Here is an 18,735-nt window from a genome sequence, read left to right as displayed (position 1 = left end):
TGCACCTGCATTTGCCAATCCGATAGATGAAGGGATGATTGTTAACGATGGAGGAGTCTTTACTGGATGCTTCAGAAGCCTATGCAATATCACTGGATGAAAAAGCAGAATTAACTAAGTTTCGCGACGAATTTTACCTTCAAAAGGATCATTATTATATGGATGGAAATTCATTAGGTCTATTATCGAAACGGGCAGAGGAAACGCTGTTAAATTCCCTTGAAGACTGGAAGAGGTTTGGAATTGATGGCTGGCTGGGCGGGAAGCAGCCTTGGTTTTCCTTATCTGAAAAAATGGCAGGAATGCTTGCACCTTTAGTTGGTGCTAAGGAAGAAGAAGTGATGGCGACGGGCTCGATTACCGTCAATATTCACCAGTTAATTGCAACCTTTTATAAGCCTGAAGGAAAGAGAAAGAAAATTTTAGCGGACGAGTTAACTTTCCCGTCGGATATTTACGCCCTTCAAAGTCAGCTGAGGTTAAAGAATCTTGACCCAGTTGAAGATCTCATCCGTGTGAAAAGCAGGGATGGCCGAACACTCAACGAGGAAGACATTATCGCGGCGATGACGGATGAAGTGGCCATTATTTTCCTGCCATCCGTGCTCTACCGCAGTGGCCAGCTCCTTGATATGGAGCTCTTGACGCATAAAGCCCAAAAGCGGGGAATCATCATTGGTTTTGATCTTGCCCATTCCATTGGGCTGATGCCACATGAACTGCACGATTGGGGAGTGGACTTTGCGGTGTGGTGCAATTATAAATATTTGAATGGCGGCCCAGGCAGTGTCGGGGGACTTTTCGTTCATGAAAAGCAGCTTGGGATTCTTCCTGAACCGGGTCTGGCAGGATGGTTTGGTTCGAAAAAGGAAAAGCAATTTGATATGGAGCATGTCCTCACACCTGCTGCAACAGCAGGTGCCTTCCAAATTGGCACGCCACACATATTAAGCTTAGCACCAATTTTGGGCTCGTTAGAAATTTTTCAAGAAGCAGGTATCGAAAATATTCGCAGAAAATCGTTAAGTCTAACCCGGTATATGATGGAGCTGATTGACTTTGAGCTGCGGGATTTGGGGTTTTCCATCACAAATCCAATGGATGACCGCTTTAGAGGAGGGCATGTCAGCCTTGAACATCTTGAAGCAGCGCGAATCTGCAAGGCGTTAAAAGAAAATAAGGTAACACCGGATTTCCGTGCGCCCAACGTCATCCGTTTAGCCCCGATTGCCCTCTATACCAGCTATCATGACATATGGAAGACGGTGCAAATCCTAAAAACCATCATGATAGAAGAACAATACAAAAAATTCAGCAACGAACGGGAAGTTGTTGCATAAAGATAATCTGTCATACAAGATGCTTGAAGATGATGTACAATTCCCCCTTCCTAAATTTAGGAATAACCTGATATGAAGGAGAAATGTCTTAATGGACTGGGGGAAGAAGATGAGCCAAGAAATGTTTATGAAGGCAGCGGTAGATCTTGCTCTTGATAATGTTGTAACTAATAGGGGCGGGCCATTTGGTGCGGTTATCGTAAAAAACGGGCAGATTATTGCGGTCGGCCGTAACCAAGTGGTGGCCAATATCGATCCTTCGGCACATGCTGAGATGCAGGCGATTCGGGCTGCATGCCGGTATTTGAATAGTCATGAATTAAAAGATTGTGAGGTCTATTCAAGCTGTGAACCATGTCCAATGTGTTTAGGAGCCATCTATTGGTCCAGACTAAAAGCAGTTTATTATGCCTGTACAAATAGAGACGCAGCACAGATTGGGTTTGACGACCTCTTTATATACAAACAACTTGCCTTACCAATGGACAAACGAAGTATTCCAATGAAACGAATCGTCCCAAGCAATACCTATATGCCATTTAATGCCTGGATACACAAAACGAACAAAAAGAATTATTAATGTTTCATAAGGCTCTGACCTTGGTGCAGGATTGCCCCAGGGAAGGGCCTTTTTTGTTTTTTAAAAAATAATAAAAAAGTCCAATTGTTTATCATTACCAATTATGATATACTACATTACATCACTAATGCACTATATCAGGGAAGGGGTGAAAAGATTGATTCTTAATCTGGACGGGACGAAGCCGATTTATGTCCAAATTTCAGAGTGGCTGGAGAACGAGATTTTAAATGGAAATGTTGCAAGTGAACAAAAAATTTACTCTCAGTATCAGCTTGCAGAGATTTTTAATATTAACCCGGCAACGGCGGCAAAGGGGCTGAACATTTTGGCGGATGAACAAATTTTAATGAAAAAGCGCGGACTTGGGATGTTTGTCACGGGCAACGCTAAAGAAATGATTTTGAACAAACGGAAAAACCAAACATTGAAGCGGCTTGTACAGGAAATTGTATTGGAAGCGGGACGGCTTCAAGTAAGCAAAGAGGAATTAATCGACATGATCAAAACGGCTGACATAGGGGGGACAGAGCAATGACTGTAATCGAATGCCGCGGACTGACGAAAGTATATGGCGGGGCAAAGGCGTTAAACAATCTTAGCTGCAATATTGAAGAAAATAAAATTACTGGACTCATTGGCCGGAATGGTGCCGGGAAAACAACCTTACTAAAAATCATTGCTGGCTTTTTAAAAGAAACCTCCGGGGAACTAACGGTTTTTTCGGAAAATCCGTTTAACAATCTGCTGGTATCGGCGAATGTTATTTTTATTCATGATCAAATGAATCTTCCGACTTCCTTAAATCTTAAAGAAATATTGGAGACAGCAGCGAGCTTCTATGAAAATTGGGACCATGATTTGGCGAACCGACTCTTAGAATATTTCTCCCTCAACCCATTGCAGCATCATAACGGATTATCTAAGGGAATGAAAAGCACGTTTAACGTCATTTTTGGATTGGCCGCCAGAGTGCCATTAACCCTTTTTGATGAACCGACATCAGGGATGGATGCAGCGGTCCGAAAGGATTTTTATCGTGCTTTACTTAAGGACTATCTTGCCCACCCAAGAACTATTATCATTTCGAGCCATCATTTGAATGAGATTGAGGATTTGCTCGAAGACATTCTCCTTATGAAAGATGGGAAAGAACTGCTTCATCTGCCGATCGCTGACTTAAAGGAATGGGGTATTGGGCTTCAAGGGAAGACGGCGATTGTCGATGAATGGACACAAAACAAAGAACTTATTTATACAAAAAGTGTTGGTTTCGATCAGTCGTATGTGGTGGTCAGGAATGATTTTTCTGAGTCAGAATGGCAAAAAGCCCGTATCGCAGGACTCGAACTTACGCCGGTTACTTCCAGTGACCTTTGTGTCTATTTAACTAGCAAAACGAAAGGGGGAATCGATGATGTCTTTAACAAAGGTTAGTATGGTGGATGTTGTGAAAAAGCAGTATCTTTATAAGCTGAAGGCTTACAGTCAGGTTTTCATGTCGCTGATTTTCATTCAATTGTTGGCCGTCCTCTTTTCCATGAATGGTGTTGGGGGTTTGGGTTCAAGTGAGGGAAGTTTTCAAATAGAAATCAAATATTTCTCGGCTGTAATGGTGGTGGCCTTTACGATGCTGTGGGGATTTATTACCGCCATCATCATAACAACGAAGGCGTATCGAAATGATGACTTTGTCTTTGTTACCAATCGAGCCAGCAGTAATTTGTCTAATATAGTATTCTTATTAACCGCTAGTATCATTGGCGGAATTACATCGATGTTATCTACGTATTTAATTAAAGTGATTGTTTATTATTTAATTAGTGACGTATCTTTAAAAAGCACGTCAGTCATGTCGGCTCCAAACGAGTTTTTCTTAGGCTCATTCTCTACATTTCTCTACATCTTCCTATTTTGTGCGCTCGGTTATTTAATTGGAACATTAGTTCAGATTAATAAGGTATTTGCGGTTTTGATACCGGCAGCGTTTTTCGGGGGATTAATTTTTGATGGTCTTAGAGGAAATGAAGGAGTGATCGCAAAGGGATTTAATTTTTTCTTTATGGAACCATCATTAACATTGTTTTTGATAAAAGTCATTGTTACGGCGGGCCTGCTTATTTCTTTTGCCTTTGCATTATCGAATAGAATGGAGGTCCGGTCATGATAGGGATGATACCGCTTCTTATTACGGCAATGATTATCATCGGTATTGTGGTTTTATCGACAAAAGCGATGAAAAGAACAATAAATCGGAAAGGAAAAATTTCATACAGCCATCGTGTTCTGTGGATTTTCAGCGGATATGTAGCGATCCTTTTGATTTGTGTGGTGTTGGCAGCTATTCAACCCGCTAAAATAGTGGAAGGGCGGGAAAAGGTGGATAGCGGGGAATTGGAAAGTGAAAGCTTAAATTTATATGAAGCAGTAAAGGAGGGGAAAATCAATCAGGTTGACAAAAAATTGATCCGTAAGCAATGGCAATTTACTGTAACAGGGAAAAAGCTTTCAATAGCCTTTGATAATGATGAATACCAAAATATTTCCATCATTGTCGAGCGGAAACAGACCAATGATGGCACGCTTGAAGCTGTATTTTATAAAACAAGTTCAAGTGTGAATGGGATGGAAATATCAGAACTAGCAAATCCCCCTGGCTTGACACTAACGGGGGACAGTTTAACAATCAAGAATCCAAAGGCAAGTAAACTGGCATTTACAGAATTTTCAAGCCCGTTTTCCGTCAGCCAGTTTACAGGAGAAGCATCCTTATTCGACCATGATACCGACATTACACACGGACAAAGCATTCTCTACCTGCGCATCCCGAAAGACCTTGAACTGCTCGACCAATCGAATCAAGACATTCAATTTGTTGAGTAGGCAATAGAAAAGAGGAAACAGGTACTCCTGTTTCCTCTTCACATAGCTATTAAACAACTAAACTTACACGATTTTTAGGCAATAAAATACGCAGCGATTGAAAGGATGACAGACGTAATTAACATGGCTATCAAAGGCCGTGCTGCTTTTGTCCGGAGATCACGCAAGCTTACATTCAAACCAAGACCGACCATAGCGGTGGTTAAAATAAAGGTTGTTGCATTTGCAATCCCATCCATGGCCGCTTTCGAAACCGGAATCGATTTGCCAAGCACATAACTTCCAAACAAGCTCATTAAAATAAACCCAATCAGAAACCATGGAAATTCAATTTTCGTATCCCCGGCCTTTCCAGCACTTTTTCTTTTTACCCAATACATAAGAATGAAGCATAATGGAATAAGCAGCAGGACTCGGCCTAATTTGGCCAGTAAGGCAATCGCTAACCCATCCGGACCTGCTGGAGCTCCGGCTAAAGCTACATGGGCAATTTCGTGAAGACTAATCCCGCTCCAGATGCCATAATCAATCGCCGATAATGGAAGGAAAGGGCGCAGGATGGTATACGTAATCGAAAAAATGGTCCCAACTAACGCTATAATTCCTACACCAATGGCGGTATCTTCATCCTTTGCTTTAATGATTGGCGAAACGGCTGCAATTGCCGCTGCCCCGCATACACCTGTACCGACGCCTAAAAGCATAACGAGGGAAGATTCCGCTTTCAGCAATTTTCCAAGCCAAACAGTAAATAATATCGCAAAGGCAATGACACCAAGATCGCGTGCAAGCAGTCCCAGTCCTTGATGGAGCACAATATCGATATTCAGTTTTAAGCCGTATAAAATAATTGCAAAACGTAAAAAACGTTTCGAGGAAAATTGGATTCCCGCACGGATTTTTTCCGGATAACCGAGAAATTGCCGGTAAATAACCGCAATCACGATGGCACAAGCAAGCGGGCCAACACGATCAAAGCCAGGGACCTTTGATAATGCATAACCGAATGCCGCAATCACAACGGTAAACGCGATTCCAGATAACCATAATCCTGCGGAGGGTTTTGGTTTTGGCTGTTTTTGCTGCTGCTCAGCCTGTTCATTCACAGATAAAGTTCTAGCACTTTGGCTCCCCATTCAAATCACCTCAGTTTTTTTCTATCCTCAGCATACTCCTGTTTTATACATAAGGAAAATAAAGATATATAATAGGGATGATAAGTAAATGTATATAAATAAAAAGGGTAAGGTGCAAAACGATGGTTCAGCATTTAGCAGTTTTTGTAAAGGTCGTCGAAAAGGAGAATTTTTCGAAAGCGGCGGAGGAACTGCATATGACGCAGCCTGCCGTCAGCCAGTATATCAGAACCTTAGAAGAATCCATCGGCACAAGGCTGCTAGAGAGAAGTAATAAGTATGTGCGCCTCAATAAGGCCGGAGAGATTGTTTATCATCACGCAAAAGAAATTTTGGCGCTTTATACAAAAATGCAGTCACTGGTCGATGACCTGACCAATAAGGCGAGCGGTCCGATTGCCATTGGCGCGAGCTATACATTTGGTGAATATATCCTGCCGCATATAATTGCCAGGATGCAGGAGCAATACCCTCTCATCAGCCCATCCATCAAGATCCAAAATACAAAGGAAATCATTGAGCTGGTGAAAATGCATCAATTGGATATTGGCATCATTGAAGGATTCTTTAAAGAAGATACATTAAATTCGGAAGTCGTATCTGAAGATAAAATGTTTATTGTTGCCCCGCTCGGACATCATTTATTGACAGAGAAACGGGATAAAAGAATGTCTGATTTAGCGGAAGAAACATGGATTCTAAGGGAAGAGGGCTCAGGGACACGGGAGGCTGCTGAAAATCTTTTTCGGATGTATGATTTTATCCCGAAAAAAATCCTCGAATTCGGAAGCACACAGCTGATTAAGGAATCGGTGGAAGCGGGGCTTGGGATCAGTTTATTGTCCCGTTGGGCGATTAAGAAGGAATTAACCAATGGCTACATTGGATTGATTAATGTGCAGGGACTGCCTTTTAAACGGAATTTTTCAATCCTGACTCATACTTCCTATCAGACAAAAGCTTTGACGACATTTATTGAAACATTAAGAGGATACCTAGCTTAATGAAAAAATAAAGCAGTACTTTATTAGAAAATCTACCATTCACTGCCAATAGGTTCATTCGATGTAGGAAATGTATCCCCGTTGGGCCAGGCTGTGAATCATACAATATATAAAACAATCTCCCCGAAGGATTTGATGTTTTGTCTAGTGACAGCTAGTGGAAGTGTTATATAATTAAAATGACTGAATATTTTTGCAAATTTTATAATAAGATGATTGTGGGAATGGGACGGTTTACCAAAGTAGAGTCGTAACCGTTACTGACAAACAGAATTTCTGCTTTTCAACTCCATGAGATTTATAAACACACATTAAAAACGTTCGTAATCTCATTTTTAAAAGGGAGTGTTTAATCATGCAAAAACAAAAGCTATTGATTAACGGAGAAAGACTGAAGCAGACACTGGAACAATTTGCCGATTATGGTCGGACAGAAAACAATGGGGTCACCCGGTTGTCATTATCTGAACAGGATTGCAAGGTAAGGGATTACTTCCGTTCCTGCTGCGAGGAATTAGGAATGACGGTGACGGTCGATGATATGGGCTGCATGTATGCCACCCTTGAGGGCAGCGAAAATAAACCTCCAATCCTAATTGGTTCCCACCTGGACTCGGTAAAAAAGGGCGGCCGCTTTGACGGCGTGCTCGGTGTAGTAACAGGTTTAGAAGTGGTTAGAACGCTAGTGGAAAATGACATCAAGCCGCGGATTCCAATTACGATCGTGAATTTTACCAATGAAGAGGGAGCAAGATTCGAACCTTCGATGATGGCCTCAGGTGTACTCTCTGGGAAATTTGACAAGTCCGTTATGTTGAAAAAGAAAGATGCTGAAGGAGTTACCTTTGAGGAAGCCCTTCAAGCAAGCGGGTACGCAGGGGAGATCGAAAACCGTCTAAAAGAAGCGACCGCCTTCCTAGAATTACATATTGAACAAGGCCCCATTTTAGAAAATGTTGCACTTTCTATTGGCGTCGTCGAATGTGTGGTCGGGATGGCGTGCTTTGAGATTGAAGTAACTGGGGAATCGGATCATGCCGGTACTACCCCAATGAACATGCGAAAAGATGCTCTGTTTGCAACTAATAACTTAATCAATGAAATCCGCCAACGCTTAAGTGCGTTAGATGAAGAATTAGTCTTCACTATTGGCAGGGTGAATGTGTATCCGAGTATCCATACCGTCATTCCCAATAAGGTAATCTTTTCGCTGGAGGCACGGCATAAGAATCCGGAAATCGTTAGCACCTATAAGGACTTCGTTCAACGTCTGCCGCATTTAGGGGTCAATGAGGGCTGTGAGGTTAAAGTGACCAAATTATGGGAGCGGGATACCGTTTGGTTCGAACCGGAAATCTGCAATCTGCTTGAAGAATCGGCAAAGTCGCTGGGCTATTCCAATCGAAGAATGGTCAGCGGTGCCGGCCATGATGCGCAATTCATTGCCAGCTTCGTTCCAACGGCAATGCTGTTTGTTCCAAGTATCAACGGAAAAAGCCATTGTGAAGAAGAGCTAACCACTTGGGAAGATTGTGAAAAGGGTGTAAATGTTGTTTTAGATACGGTCTTAACACTGCTCTCAAAATAAGATTAATTTTTGAAAAAAGACTTTTTCGCCTTGCGAAGGAGTCTTTTTTCGAGAAATGAAGTCTGTATTTTACAAAAACTTCGTTGTAAATCAGATAACAAAGGTGTAATATTACACTATGGGGCAATGTGGAAAATACATACATTTTACAATGAGAGGACGGATAAAAATGGGGAAAAAGTTTTTGCTTTTGTTTGCGAATTTTGGTCTCATGCCATTTGTGTTGTCTATCTTTACTTTTATCTTTATGAGTACGGGATTAAACGACATCATGATTGCTTCACTCCTGCCTTTAAGTATCGGTGGCATTCTGGCAGGGTTTTTAGTTAGTAATAAGCGGCAGCAGTCGGGTAAATTTCAAGGGCTGTTCATCCTCTATCTTCTGCCTCTTGCCTATACGGCTGTATTATGGGCTGTTTTTATGCTTATCAGCGGCGGGTTTTATGGTGCGAATTCCTGGCTTTACTATAGTATGTTTCATCTGGCGCTGGGACCGATCTATTTTTTTGCCATGTTTAGTGGGGAAGGAAGACTGTTTCTATGGGCACCGTTGGCGTATGAGTTAGCGTTTGTTACCGGGGTATTTTTAGCAGGGTTAATAAACAAGGTTCGTCCTGCTTTTAATAAGCGGCAATTCCTGACGGTTTTGACGGTGTTTGTCGTTGCAATGGGTACGGGTGTTGCTGTTCAATGGCAACGCAGTCAAACGGCCTTGCCCTCCTATGGTTTTAAATATGGCGGCGGCTATTCCAGTACCGACTTAACTCCATATGAGATAACGAATCCTGATAATAAGCTGCCAAAGTTGACAGCTCCGCCTGCCTTTACTATTAAGAACCCTAGTGAAATGCCGATTTTGGACGGGGCAGAAGCGGCCTTTCCGGTTTACTCTGCCTTTGCTAATGCAACCTATGAAAATATTAAAGTGATGGGCGAATCCAGCGAGGTCGTCAGTTTTACCAATACGATCTATGCCTATGAACGGCTTTTATCGGGCGAAGTGGATATTTACTTTGGCGCCGTCCCATCGAAAGAACAGCAAGAAATGGCAAAAGCAGCAGGAAAAGAACTTGTCATGACACCAATTGGTAAGGAAGCTTTTGTCTTCTTTGTCAATCCAAGCAATAAAGTGGTCAGCTTAAAAGTTTCCGAGATTCAAAGTATCTATTCTGGAAAAATAAAAAACTGGTCCGAAGTGGGTGGTAAGAATAAAAGAATTATTGCCTTTCAACGGCCGAAAAATTCCGGAAGTCAAACTTTATTGGAAAAAATTATGGGCGATACCCCAATTATGAAGCCTCTTAAAGAAGATGTACCTGAAGGAATGGGTGGGATCATTGAACAAGTAGCTGATTACAGGAACTATGACAATTCGATCGGCTTTTCGTTCCGCGTCTTTGCGACCGGAATGAAGGAGAATCCGGATATTAAACTGCTGGCGATTGATGGTGTAGAACCAAATCCGGAAAACATCGCAAGCAGCAAATATCCGTTCACAGCATCCCTATACGCCATCACACTCAAGGATAACCCAAAGCCAACTATCAAACCATTCCTTGAATGGATGCAGGGACCACAAGGGCAGGAAATTGTTGAAAGGATTGGCTACATAAAAGCCGTTGAATAGGGTGTCAGGCACCACAAAAATACATTTGTCCATCTGGGGTGGACAAATGTATTTTGCTGAATGAAAAAGCGAGGAGCGTCTTGTGGCTCTTCGCTTTTTATCCTTGATTCATTTTTCCCTACTTTTTAACGATATAAGCTTCTCCAAGAATTTCGCTGAGTTCGTAATCGTCAGATGAAATCCCTGCCCCAATAAATGAGCTGACCTGATTTTGTTCAAGGTCATAAAGTACCTCGATTTCTTTTGAGAACAATAGACCTTCTTTTTCAAGGAGCTTTTTAAGTGAAGCCGGTGTCTGTGCTTGTAAAGGTTCAGTTGTTCCTAGTATCTGTTCAAGGCCCTTCACGTAGTATTCTAGAGGACGGGAACCGACGATTTTGACGCCTTTGTTTTCTTCGTTAACCATGATGATGGTTGGGAAGCCGCGTACACCAAGGCTTCTAGCTTGTGCAAAGTCTTGATCTAATAGTTCGTGTCCTTTGGTGAGTTCTGCTTCTTTCACAATGGCTTCTCCATCTAGCCCCAATTGGTTTACGATGTTAATCAAGACTAGTTCATCGGCAATATTTTCATTGAAGGCAAAAACAGCTTCCCTTGCACGCCGTAAAAAGGTTCTCGCTAGCTGCTCATCCTGTTGCTGAACGATTTTATACACACGTGATGGTATGAACGAAGAATGAACGGGATTGTCATGCCATAAGGAACCGTCAATTGGCATACGGGAGTACTCGCCGACTTCCCTCCAGTGACCGGCAACATCCGAAGGACTTCCGATGCCATTGGCTACGTCGGCAAAGCCGTCCCAGCTTTCTAATAATCCCCCCATCACTGTATGCAACTCAAAATATTGTCCATACTGCTCTTCAAACTTGCGCAACACTGGCTCAAGTGCCCAGCAGTGAGAGCAGATAGGATCCGTAACATAATAAAGGGTAACCTTCTTTTGGGGTTGGTTCAGATCGATTGTCTCAAATGTCTCATCTCCGGCTTCACCGCAAATGCCTGTTTCTAAGTCGCAAACCATTTTGTTGTTCGTCATGTAAGTCTCCTCTTTCCTGTTCTAATTTTTGTATTGCAAGGCCCATTTCTGAATCGATTCCAGTGCTGCTGTTAAGGATCGTCCCTTTTCCGTTAATTCATACGAAATAATGACCGGGGATCCAGTGACCACTTTTTTTTCAATTAATCCGTACTCGCCAAGCTCTGTTAGCTTTAATGAAAGGGATCTAGGTGTAATATCAGGAAGGTCACGTTTCATTTCGGAAAAATGAGCACTTCCATTTGGACAGATGGATAGGTAATGAACAATCAATCCATTCCATTTTTTACCTAATATTTCAAATGAGTATTGCAGATAGGGGCAAATTTCCAATATAACAACCTCCCTTATATACTTAAGTATAGCAAGTATAAAAAATATATCAAGTATAAAAATTATACTTTTAATTTCATGATGTTTTTCCACTTATTTGTTGGCACGAATCTTGCATTTCAATAAGGTGTGGGGACGATTAACTAAACATATTTTTTCAGGAGGTGCTTTTAAGTGAATAAAATGATTTCAATGGAGGAAGTTTCAACGCTTTTTACAGATGGAATGACAATTATGGCGGGGGGCTTTATGGGGGTTGGTACGCCACAGGAGCTGGTATCTGCCATGCTGGAAGCCAATGTGAGGGATATTACTCTGATTGCGAATGACACCGCTTTCACAGAAACGGGTGTAGGGCCGTTAATTGTAAACAGACGCGTTAAAAAAGTAATTGCCTCCCACATCGGGACAAATCCTGAAACAGGCAGACAAATGATTGCTGGTGAATTGGAAGTGGAGCTGGTTCCCCAAGGTACATTGGCAGAACGTGTCCGGGCTGGTGGGTCGGGCCTTGGTGGAGTATTGACGCCAACGGGTGTTGGAACAGTTGTCGAAGAAGGCAAAGAAAAGATTACTGTCGACGGGCGCGAATTCCTGCTTGAAAAACCGCTTCGTGCTGAAGTTGCCCTTCTAAAAGCATATAAAGCAGACAAAGCAGGAAATTTAATCTATCACCGCTCCGCTCGGAACTTTAACCCATTAATGGCTTTGGCCGCGGACACAGTCATCGTTCAAGTTGAGCAAATCGTCGAAATCGGGGATATTGACCCGGATGAAGTCATGACTCCGGGCATCCTCGTCGATAAAATTTTTGTCCAGGGAGGTTGTCAATCATGATTAGTACATTAATAAATCCAAAACAAATCATCGCTGCTCGTGTTGCTAAGGAATTAAGTGACGGGGATGTAGTGAACTTGGGAATCGGTCTGCCAACGATGGTGCCGAATTTCCTTCCGGAGGATGTCAACGTGATTCTTCAATCGGAAAATGGTTACATCGGCCTTGGACCTCTAGAAGGGGACATTGATCCCGATTTGGTTAATGCTGGTGGGCAGCCTTCGAGTATCCTTCCGGGCGGTGCCTTTTTTGACAGCTTATTCTCATTCGAATTAATCCGCGGGGGGCATGTGGATGTCACGGTTCTAGGCGGATTAGAAGTAGATGCGAAGGGCAACCTTGCCAACTGGATGGTTCCTGGAAAAATGGTGCCGGGTATGGGCGGTGCAATGGATTTAGTCACTGGAGCCAAGAAAGTTATTGTCGCAATGGAACATATGGCGAAAAATGGATCGTCCAAAATCCTTCAACAATGTCGTTTGCCCCTTACCGGAAAAGGCGTTGTCGATATGATCGTAACAGAATTAGCCGTCTTTCGTGTGACCGAAGCAGGATTTGTACTTGAAGAACTCCAAGAAGGTGTCAGCTTAGAGACCGTTAGGGAAAAAACAGAGGCTGCGTTTATTGTTAATCCAGCGTTAGCATAACTTCACGATAAATGTTCAAGGATCTGAGTGGTATTTTTACTCGAAAAAAATGGAATCGCTAATAAAACCTCCAGATTCGCTGATAAAAGTATAAAATCCGCTGATAAAAGTATAAAATTCGCCGATAAAAGGTTGGATTCGCTGATAAACTTTAGAAATTCGCTGATAAATGTTCAAACTTCGTAAATAAAGGGAATATTTAAAGAAAAAAAGTACCATTTTCATAGATTAGGCAACGAATAAAAGCACAGGAGGACAAATTTCATGCGTGATGTAGTCATAGTTAGCGCTGTTCGGACAGCGATTGGTAGTTTCATGGGGACTTTAAGTAAGACCCCGGCCATTGAGTTAGGTGCACTTGTAATCAAGGAAGCTCTAAACCGTGCGGGAGTAAACGGAGAACAGGTGGATGAAGTGATTATCGGGAACGTGCTTCAAGCTGGACTTGGCCAAGGACCTGCCCGTCAGGCTGCTATCAAGGCAGGCTTGCCGGTTGAGGTTTCTTCCATGGCAATCAATAAGCTTTGCGGCTCGGGGCTAAAGGCCGTACATCTTGCCACCCAAGCCATCCAGACTGGCGAAGCTGAAATTGTTGTAGCCGGCGGTATGGAAAATATGAGTCTAGCACCATACCTGCTCATGCATGGCCGGGAAGGCTACCGCATGGGAGATGGGAAAATAATCGACAGTATGATTGAAGATGGTTTGCAATGTGCCTTGAATTCCTACCATATGGGAGTAACGGCTGAAAACATTGCCGAGCAATATGGCTTAAGCCGCGTGGAACAAGATGAATTTTCGGCATGGAGTCAGCAAAAGGCTGAAATCGCAATCGAAGAAGGTAAATTCAAGGAAGAGATTGTGCCTGTAATTATTCCACAGCGTAAGGGGGAACCTCTTCGTTTCGATACCGATGAATTCCCGCGTGCAGGAGTAACCGCGGAAAAGCTTGCAAAACTAAAGCCTGCTTTTAAACAAGGGGGAACCGTTACCGCCGGAAATGCTTCTGGTATCAATGATGGAGCGGCCGCCCTAGTCCTCATGAGCAGGGAAAAGGCAATCGAACTAGGCATCAAACCAATGGCCGTTATCCGTGGCAATGGCACTGCTGGAGTGGATCCGACAATTATGGGCATTGGGCCTGTACCTGCGACGAAAAAAGCATTAGAAAAAGCAGGACTTTCAATGAAAGAAATCGACTTAGTTGAAGCGAACGAAGCCTTTGCTGCACAGTCATTGGCAGTCGGCCGTGAACTGCAGATTCAAAATGAAAAACTGAATGTAAATGGCGGTGCTATCGCATTGGGACACCCAATCGGTGCCAGTGGTGCACGCGTACTTGTCACCTTGCTGCATGAAATGAAACGGAGGGATTCCCGATATGGACTTGCTGCCCTGTGTATTGGCGGCGGGCAAGGGATTGCCACGATTGTTGAAATAGAAAATAATTGGATTTCATTGTCTAAATTATTGTCAAAACGATTCCGTAAAAGCGGAAAAATTCCGTTTTTGCGGAATCAAGTACAGATTAATTTCCGGAATTTGGGAAATAAAAACTCCTATAGTATAAATATATCAAACTTTAAAAACGTAGAAATAAGTAGAATGCTAGTATAATAGAGGGAATATTTATATTCTTTTGAAAAAGGGGCAATTCTGGCATGATACTTGCAATTATATAAATGTAAGTTTCTTATTGAAAACGCTTACTGATTGATGGGACTTACAAAAAATTTTTATAAGGGGGATTTACATGCAATTAGTTGTAATTCTACTGGCACTTGGGCTGTTAATGTTTGTCGCTTATCGTGGTTTTTCTGTAATCTTATTTGCTCCAATTTGTGCACTTTTAGCTGTTTTACTTATTGACCCAAGCCATGTTCTACCGTTCTTTTCCGGTGTGTTCATGGAAAAAATGGTTGGCTTTATTAAATCCTATTTCCCGGTCTTCTTATTAGGAGCAATTTTTGGGAAAGTGGTAGAAATGTCAGGCATCGCTGAATCTATTGCCAAGACGATTGTTCGCCTGCTTGGCGCGAAACGGGCGATGTTGACGATTGTCTTATTGGGGGCCATTTTAACGTATAGCGGTGTAAGTTTATTCGTAGCCGTTTTCGCTATTTATCCGTTTGCCGCGCAAATGTTTAGGGAAGCCAATATCCCGAAACGGCTTATCCCTGGTACGATTGCACTTGGTGCATTCACGTTCACGATGGATGCGCTGCCAGGTACGCCGCAAATTCAAAACGTTATTCCAATTGCCTTCTTTAAAACAGATATTTATGCGGCGCCAGTCCTTGGAATCATCGGTGCTATTTTTGTCCTAGGTCTTGGTTTGCTTTATCTGGAGACAAGAAGGAAAAAGGCCGCTAAAGCCGGGGAAGGGTATTTTGGATTCGGATCAGAAACTGCTGCTGCATTGGAAAAGACGGTATCGATTGAAAAGGATGAACCCGTACCTGATTTAACTTCAAGTCAAACTGTTTTAAAACAGATTTTGGCGTTTGTGCCGCTTATTCTCGTAGGGGTCACAAATAAACTGTTCATTACTTACATACCAAAATGGTATCCGAATGGCTTTGATTTTTCCGCCATTGGTTTGAAAGCGTATACAGTGGATGTGCCAGCTGTAGCTGCCATCTGGGCGATTGAAATGGCGCTTGTCGTTGGAATTATCACCTCACTTGCTTTTGATTGGAAACGCGTAACCATAAACTTCAAAGAAGGACTAAACCTAAGTATTGCCGGAGCTTTGCTTGCTACGATGAATACAGGGGCCGAATACGGCTTTGGCGGGATTATTTCCTCGCTTCCGGGATTTGCGAAAATCAGTGATGGCATCTCTAGCACCTTTACGAATCCGCTTGTTAACGGTGCTGTTACTACGAGTTCTCTAGCCGGTATTACAGGGTCTGCTTCTGGAGGAATGGGGATTGCCTTAGGTGCGATGGCTGATAAATACAATCAGGCAATTGCAGCGGCGAATATTCCACCTGAAGTAATGCACCGTGTGGTCGCGATGGCATCAGGCGGGATGGATACGCTGCCGCACAACGGAGCTGTAATTACCTTGCTTGCCGTTACTGGATTAACACACAAACAATCGTACCGCGACATTTTCGCTGTGACGATTATTAAAACAATCGCCGTTTTCTTCATCATTGCACTTTATACCATGTTTGGGATTATTTAATAACCGCAAGATTAAATGTTAGTCGTTAAAGGAGAATATCACATGAACAAGTCATTAGAAGGAAAAACAGCATTTATTACAGGTTCTGCAAGTGGGATTGGATTGGAAATTGCAAAGACTTTTGCACAGGAAGGCGCGAAAGTAGTTATTTCCGATCTAAATAAGGAAAAAAGTGATCAAGTGGCAGCGGATTTAACGGAGCAAGGGTTTGAAGCCCTATCCGCTCCTTGCGATGTGACGAATGAGGCAGAATATAAAAATTGCCTTGAGGATGCTTATAAAACGTTTGGTAACATTGATATTTTAGTCAATAATGCCGGACTGCAGTATGTCGCGCCGATAGAGGAATTTCCAACTGAAAAATTCGAATTATTAATAAAAGTAATGCTGACCGCTCCGTTTATCGGGATTAAAAGTGTATTCCCGATTATGAAAGAACAGGGCTTTGGAAGAATTATTAATATGGCCTCGATTAATGGGGTCATCGGATTTGCCGGAAAGGCTGCCTACAATAGTGCCAAACACGGCGTCATCGGTTTAACAAAGGTTGCCGCCTTAGAAGGTGCAGCACACGGAATCACGGTAAATGCCTTATGTCCCGGCTACGTCGATACACCGCTCGTACAAAACCAATTAAAAGATTTGGCAAAAACACGGAATGTCAGCCTAGAAAATGTCATCGAGGAAGTATTCTTCCCGCTTGTTCCGCAAAAAAGGCTTTTATCGGTAACTGAAATTGCTGACTATGCTGTTTTTTTAGCAAGTGATAAAGCAAGAGGAGTCACGGGTCAAGCCGTTATTTTAGATGGCGGCTATACCGTCCAATAGTGCATTCAGAACATCCTGACCAGTGTATCTGCACCTGTCTCGAAATCAAGAGAATCCTATTCGTTTTCGAGAATAGGATTCTTTTATTCTGTAAAAATATTCCGGTGCGGGCAGCAGCCCATCCACTTTTTGTTATAATTAACTTACTAGATGTGAAAAGGGTGAGAAAAGATGAACCTAGGAATGGAAGGAATCCCTTATAATTGGCATGAGCAAATCATCAATCTATTAGCTGAAAGAATCGTTGTAGTCGATCGTGACGGTATTATTCTCTACATAAATGAAGCTTATTGTGAGTTTCTGGGAACGACCGTTGAGGAGGCCATCAATCGCCCCGTGCAAGATGTAATTGAAAATACACGCATGCACATCATCGCCAAAACAGGCCAAAAAGAGCTGGCAGCCGTTCATCCGATAAACGGAAGTGAAATGGTTGCAAACCGCTTTCCTCTTGTAGTAAATGGTGAAATAGTCGGAGCCTTAGGAACAGTTATGTTTCGAAATCCTGAGGAATGGCGAATGTATAAAACGAAGATTCAGAATCTAGCCGAGGAACTAAACTATTATAAAACAAAAGTAGAAAAGGATTTGAAAAGTAAGTACCATTTTAATGGTTTAATTGGAAACAGCCCTACATTTCTTGCCACCAAAAAACTGGCTGAACGAATCTCTGCCAATAATTCCTCTGTTTTATTAATTGGAGAATCAGGTACAGGCAAGGAATTGTTTGCCCATGCGATCCACAACAACAGCATGCGATCGTCCTTGCCGTTTGTTACAATCAACTGTGCCTCGATTCCAGAGCATTTGCTAGAATCAGAACTGTTTGGTTATGAGGATGGGGCTTTTACAGGCGCGAAAAAAGGCGGAAAGAAAGGGCAGTTCCAAGTTGCTAATAACGGAACGATTTTTCTAGATGAAATCGGCGATATGCCGCTCGCCATGCAAAGCAAACTATTAAGGGTGCTGCAGGAAAAAGAAATCCAGCGTATCGGCGGACAAAAATCGATTGCTGTTGACGTCCGCATCATTGCCGCAACCCATCGCGATTTAGAAAAGATGGTGGAGGAAGGGAAGTTTCGCCAGGATTTATACTACCGGTTAAATGTTATTAAAATAGAAATTCCTCCGCTGAGAAAACGTAAAGAGGATATTCCGTTAATTTCCTTGGGTCTTTTGAAAAAATTGGAAGGTATATTTTACCGAAAAGGAATAGAGCTATCCTCAGACGTTATAAAAAGACTTATGCAGCATACGTGGCCAGGAAACATTCGCGAACTTGAGAATGTGTTAGAGCGGGCAATCAATGTATTAGATGGAAAAATCATTGACTTGGCCCACCTGCCATTATATTTACGAGATCTAGAATTGGATAATACCTGCGTAAAGGAAACGAATAAAGAGAATAAACCTTCAACAATCAAACCTCCGTTACAGGTTCAGCCATTGAAAGAAACATTGGCCAAAGTTGAAAAAGACTCCATTTTACAGGCACTGGACGTCACGAATGGAAATAAGCAGGAAGCGGCTAAGCTGTTGGAAATCGGTAAAACTAGTTTCTATGAGAAATGCAAATTGTATGGGATTAACTAGAAAAGACTGCAGCTCGGAGCAGCTGTCAATATAACACAAATGGTGGTAAACGTCGGAGTGCGTTGTGCTATCCTGCCATGGACCTATACTACTAACTGAAAAGTTTA

General features: G+C 42.5%; 18 protein-coding genes. 15 read left to right on the top strand and 3 right to left on the bottom strand.

Translation table 11 applies throughout. The annotated features are described in order from the left end of the window. Nucleotides 1-47 precede the first annotated feature (47 nt). The 6 genes from kynU (at nucleotide 48) to BANVL01_RS17115 (ending at nucleotide 4,803) form a co-directional block, all read left to right on the top strand. Nucleotides 48-1,340 carry a kynureninase gene (kynU, locus tag BANVL01_RS17140; protein ID WP_066095951.1) on the top strand — a complete coding sequence of 431 codons (1,293 nt, stop codon included), beginning with the start codon at nucleotides 48-50 and terminating at the stop codon, nucleotides 1,338-1,340. A gap of 109 nt (nucleotides 1,341-1,449) precedes the next feature. After that, nucleotides 1,450-1,920 carry a nucleoside deaminase gene (locus tag BANVL01_RS17135; protein WP_066097239.1) on the top strand — a complete coding sequence of 157 codons (471 nt, stop codon included), beginning with the start codon at nucleotides 1,450-1,452 and terminating at the stop codon, nucleotides 1,918-1,920. 157 nt (nucleotides 1,921-2,077) lie between these two features. Next, complete coding sequence (locus BANVL01_RS17130) at nucleotides 2,078-2,458, top strand: GntR family transcriptional regulator (protein WP_066095954.1); 381 nt, start codon at nucleotides 2,078-2,080, stop codon at nucleotides 2,456-2,458. Next, nucleotides 2,455-3,357 (top strand): ABC transporter ATP-binding protein, encoded by a 903-nt coding sequence (locus tag BANVL01_RS17125; protein WP_066095957.1) that lies wholly within the window; start codon nucleotides 2,455-2,457, stop codon nucleotides 3,355-3,357. The genes BANVL01_RS17130 and BANVL01_RS17125 overlap by 4 nt, the downstream gene beginning before the upstream one ends. Then, complete coding sequence (locus BANVL01_RS17120) at nucleotides 3,338-4,087, top strand: hypothetical protein (protein WP_066095959.1); 750 nt, start codon at nucleotides 3,338-3,340, stop codon at nucleotides 4,085-4,087. The genes BANVL01_RS17125 and BANVL01_RS17120 overlap by 20 nt, the downstream gene beginning before the upstream one ends. Continuing rightward, nucleotides 4,084-4,803 (top strand): hypothetical protein, encoded by a 720-nt coding sequence (locus BANVL01_RS17115; protein WP_066095962.1) that lies wholly within the window; start codon nucleotides 4,084-4,086, stop codon nucleotides 4,801-4,803. The genes BANVL01_RS17120 and BANVL01_RS17115 overlap by 4 nt, the downstream gene beginning before the upstream one ends. A gap of 74 nt (nucleotides 4,804-4,877) precedes the next feature. On the opposite strand, the gene BANVL01_RS17110 is transcribed toward BANVL01_RS17115, so the two are convergent. Then, nucleotides 4,878-5,939: a YeiH family protein gene (locus BANVL01_RS17110; protein WP_066095965.1), complete on the bottom strand. Its 1,062-nt coding sequence runs from the start codon at nucleotides 5,937-5,939 to the stop codon at nucleotides 4,878-4,880. 122 nt (nucleotides 5,940-6,061) lie between these two features. Between BANVL01_RS17110 and BANVL01_RS17105 the strand changes: the two genes are divergently transcribed. The 3 genes from BANVL01_RS17105 (at nucleotide 6,062) to BANVL01_RS17095 (ending at nucleotide 10,158) form a co-directional block, all read left to right on the top strand. After that, the gene (locus BANVL01_RS17105) at nucleotides 6,062-6,943 is read left to right on the top strand and encodes a LysR family transcriptional regulator (RefSeq protein WP_066095968.1); all 882 of its coding nucleotides are present in this window, start codon (nucleotides 6,062-6,064) and stop codon (nucleotides 6,941-6,943) included. Nucleotides 6,944-7,298: 355 nt separating this feature from the next. Next, entirely contained in the window at nucleotides 7,299-8,531 is a 1,233-nt protein-coding gene (locus BANVL01_RS17100) for a Zn-dependent hydrolase (RefSeq protein ID WP_066095975.1), read from the top strand. 151 nt (nucleotides 8,532-8,682) lie between these two features. Beyond that, nucleotides 8,683-10,158, top strand: coding sequence for a PstS family phosphate ABC transporter substrate-binding protein (locus BANVL01_RS17095; RefSeq protein WP_235845637.1), 1,476 nt, complete (start codon nucleotides 8,683-8,685; stop codon nucleotides 10,156-10,158). 118 nt (nucleotides 10,159-10,276) lie between these two features. Here BANVL01_RS17095 and BANVL01_RS17090 read toward each other — a convergent pair whose 3' ends face one another. Beyond that, nucleotides 10,277-11,197, bottom strand: coding sequence for a DsbA family oxidoreductase (locus tag BANVL01_RS17090; protein ID WP_066095981.1), 921 nt, complete (start codon nucleotides 11,195-11,197; stop codon nucleotides 10,277-10,279). A gap of 21 nt (nucleotides 11,198-11,218) precedes the next feature. Beyond that, nucleotides 11,219-11,530 (bottom strand): winged helix-turn-helix transcriptional regulator, encoded by a 312-nt coding sequence (locus tag BANVL01_RS17085; protein WP_066095983.1) that lies wholly within the window; start codon nucleotides 11,528-11,530, stop codon nucleotides 11,219-11,221. Between the two features lie 183 nt (nucleotides 11,531-11,713). Here BANVL01_RS17085 and atoD point away from each other — a divergent pair, with 183 nt between their 5' ends. The 6 genes from atoD (at nucleotide 11,714) to BANVL01_RS17055 (ending at nucleotide 18,628) form a co-directional block, all read left to right on the top strand. After that, entirely contained in the window at nucleotides 11,714-12,367 is a 654-nt protein-coding gene (atoD, locus tag BANVL01_RS17080) for an acetate CoA-transferase subunit alpha (RefSeq protein ID WP_066097240.1), read from the top strand. Next, nucleotides 12,364-13,014 (top strand): 3-oxoacid CoA-transferase subunit B, encoded by a 651-nt coding sequence (locus BANVL01_RS17075; RefSeq protein WP_156482346.1) that lies wholly within the window; start codon nucleotides 12,364-12,366, stop codon nucleotides 13,012-13,014. The genes atoD and BANVL01_RS17075 overlap by 4 nt, the downstream gene beginning before the upstream one ends. 264 nt (nucleotides 13,015-13,278) lie before the next feature. Further along, nucleotides 13,279-14,631, top strand: coding sequence for an acetyl-CoA C-acetyltransferase (locus tag BANVL01_RS17070; RefSeq protein ID WP_082805038.1), 1,353 nt, complete (start codon nucleotides 13,279-13,281; stop codon nucleotides 14,629-14,631). 136 nt (nucleotides 14,632-14,767) lie between these two features. Beyond that, on the top strand, nucleotides 14,768-16,207 hold the full coding sequence (locus BANVL01_RS17065) for a GntP family permease (RefSeq protein WP_066095984.1): 1,440 nt from the start codon (nucleotides 14,768-14,770) through the stop codon (nucleotides 16,205-16,207). A gap of 42 nt (nucleotides 16,208-16,249) precedes the next feature. Then, nucleotides 16,250-17,035, top strand: a complete 786-nt coding sequence (locus tag BANVL01_RS17060; protein WP_066095987.1) for a 3-hydroxybutyrate dehydrogenase — start codon at nucleotides 16,250-16,252, stop codon at nucleotides 17,033-17,035. Between the two features lie 171 nt (nucleotides 17,036-17,206). Next, nucleotides 17,207-18,628, top strand: coding sequence for a sigma-54 interaction domain-containing protein (locus tag BANVL01_RS17055; RefSeq protein WP_066095990.1), 1,422 nt, complete (start codon nucleotides 17,207-17,209; stop codon nucleotides 18,626-18,628). The last annotated feature ends 107 nt before the right edge of the window (nucleotides 18,629-18,735 follow it).

It is taken from the genome of Neobacillus novalis NBRC 102450, from assembly GCF_001591805.1.
Classification (GTDB): Bacteria; Bacillota; Bacilli; order Bacillales; family Cytobacillaceae; genus Neobacillus; species Neobacillus novalis.
Note: the sequence above shows the minus strand (reverse complement) of the source record. Positions and strands in the feature narration are given on the sequence as shown.

Excerpts from the sequence above, each read along its gene's own strand:
- kynU (WP_066095951.1), top strand. The coding sequence starts at position 48 with ATGGAGGAGTCTTTACTGGATGCTTCAGAAGCCTATGCAATATCACTG.
- BANVL01_RS17135 (WP_066097239.1), top strand. The coding sequence starts at position 1,450 with ATGAGCCAAGAAATGTTTATGAAGGCAGCGGTAGATCTTGCTCTTGAT.
- BANVL01_RS17125 (WP_066095957.1), top strand. The coding sequence starts at position 2,455 with ATGACTGTAATCGAATGCCGCGGACTGACGAAAGTATATGGCGGGGCA.
- BANVL01_RS17120 (WP_066095959.1), top strand. The coding sequence starts at position 3,338 with ATGTCTTTAACAAAGGTTAGTATGGTGGATGTTGTGAAAAAGCAGTAT.
- BANVL01_RS17115 (WP_066095962.1), top strand. The coding sequence starts at position 4,084 with ATGATAGGGATGATACCGCTTCTTATTACGGCAATGATTATCATCGGT.
- BANVL01_RS17110 (WP_066095965.1), bottom strand. The coding sequence starts at position 5,939 with ATGGGGAGCCAAAGTGCTAGAACTTTATCTGTGAATGAACAGGCTGAG.
- BANVL01_RS17105 (WP_066095968.1), top strand. The coding sequence starts at position 6,062 with ATGGTTCAGCATTTAGCAGTTTTTGTAAAGGTCGTCGAAAAGGAGAAT.
- BANVL01_RS17100 (WP_066095975.1), top strand. The coding sequence starts at position 7,299 with ATGCAAAAACAAAAGCTATTGATTAACGGAGAAAGACTGAAGCAGACA.
- BANVL01_RS17095 (WP_235845637.1), top strand. The coding sequence starts at position 8,683 with ATGAGAGGACGGATAAAAATGGGGAAAAAGTTTTTGCTTTTGTTTGCG.
- BANVL01_RS17090 (WP_066095981.1), bottom strand. The coding sequence starts at position 11,197 with ATGACGAACAACAAAATGGTTTGCGACTTAGAAACAGGCATTTGCGGT.
- atoD (WP_066097240.1), top strand. The coding sequence starts at position 11,714 with ATGATTTCAATGGAGGAAGTTTCAACGCTTTTTACAGATGGAATGACA.
- BANVL01_RS17075 (WP_156482346.1), top strand. The coding sequence starts at position 12,364 with ATGATTAGTACATTAATAAATCCAAAACAAATCATCGCTGCTCGTGTT.
- BANVL01_RS17070 (WP_082805038.1), top strand. The coding sequence starts at position 13,279 with ATGCGTGATGTAGTCATAGTTAGCGCTGTTCGGACAGCGATTGGTAGT.
- BANVL01_RS17065 (WP_066095984.1), top strand. The coding sequence starts at position 14,768 with ATGCAATTAGTTGTAATTCTACTGGCACTTGGGCTGTTAATGTTTGTC.
- BANVL01_RS17060 (WP_066095987.1), top strand. The coding sequence starts at position 16,250 with ATGAACAAGTCATTAGAAGGAAAAACAGCATTTATTACAGGTTCTGCA.
- BANVL01_RS17055 (WP_066095990.1), top strand. The coding sequence starts at position 17,207 with ATGAACCTAGGAATGGAAGGAATCCCTTATAATTGGCATGAGCAAATC.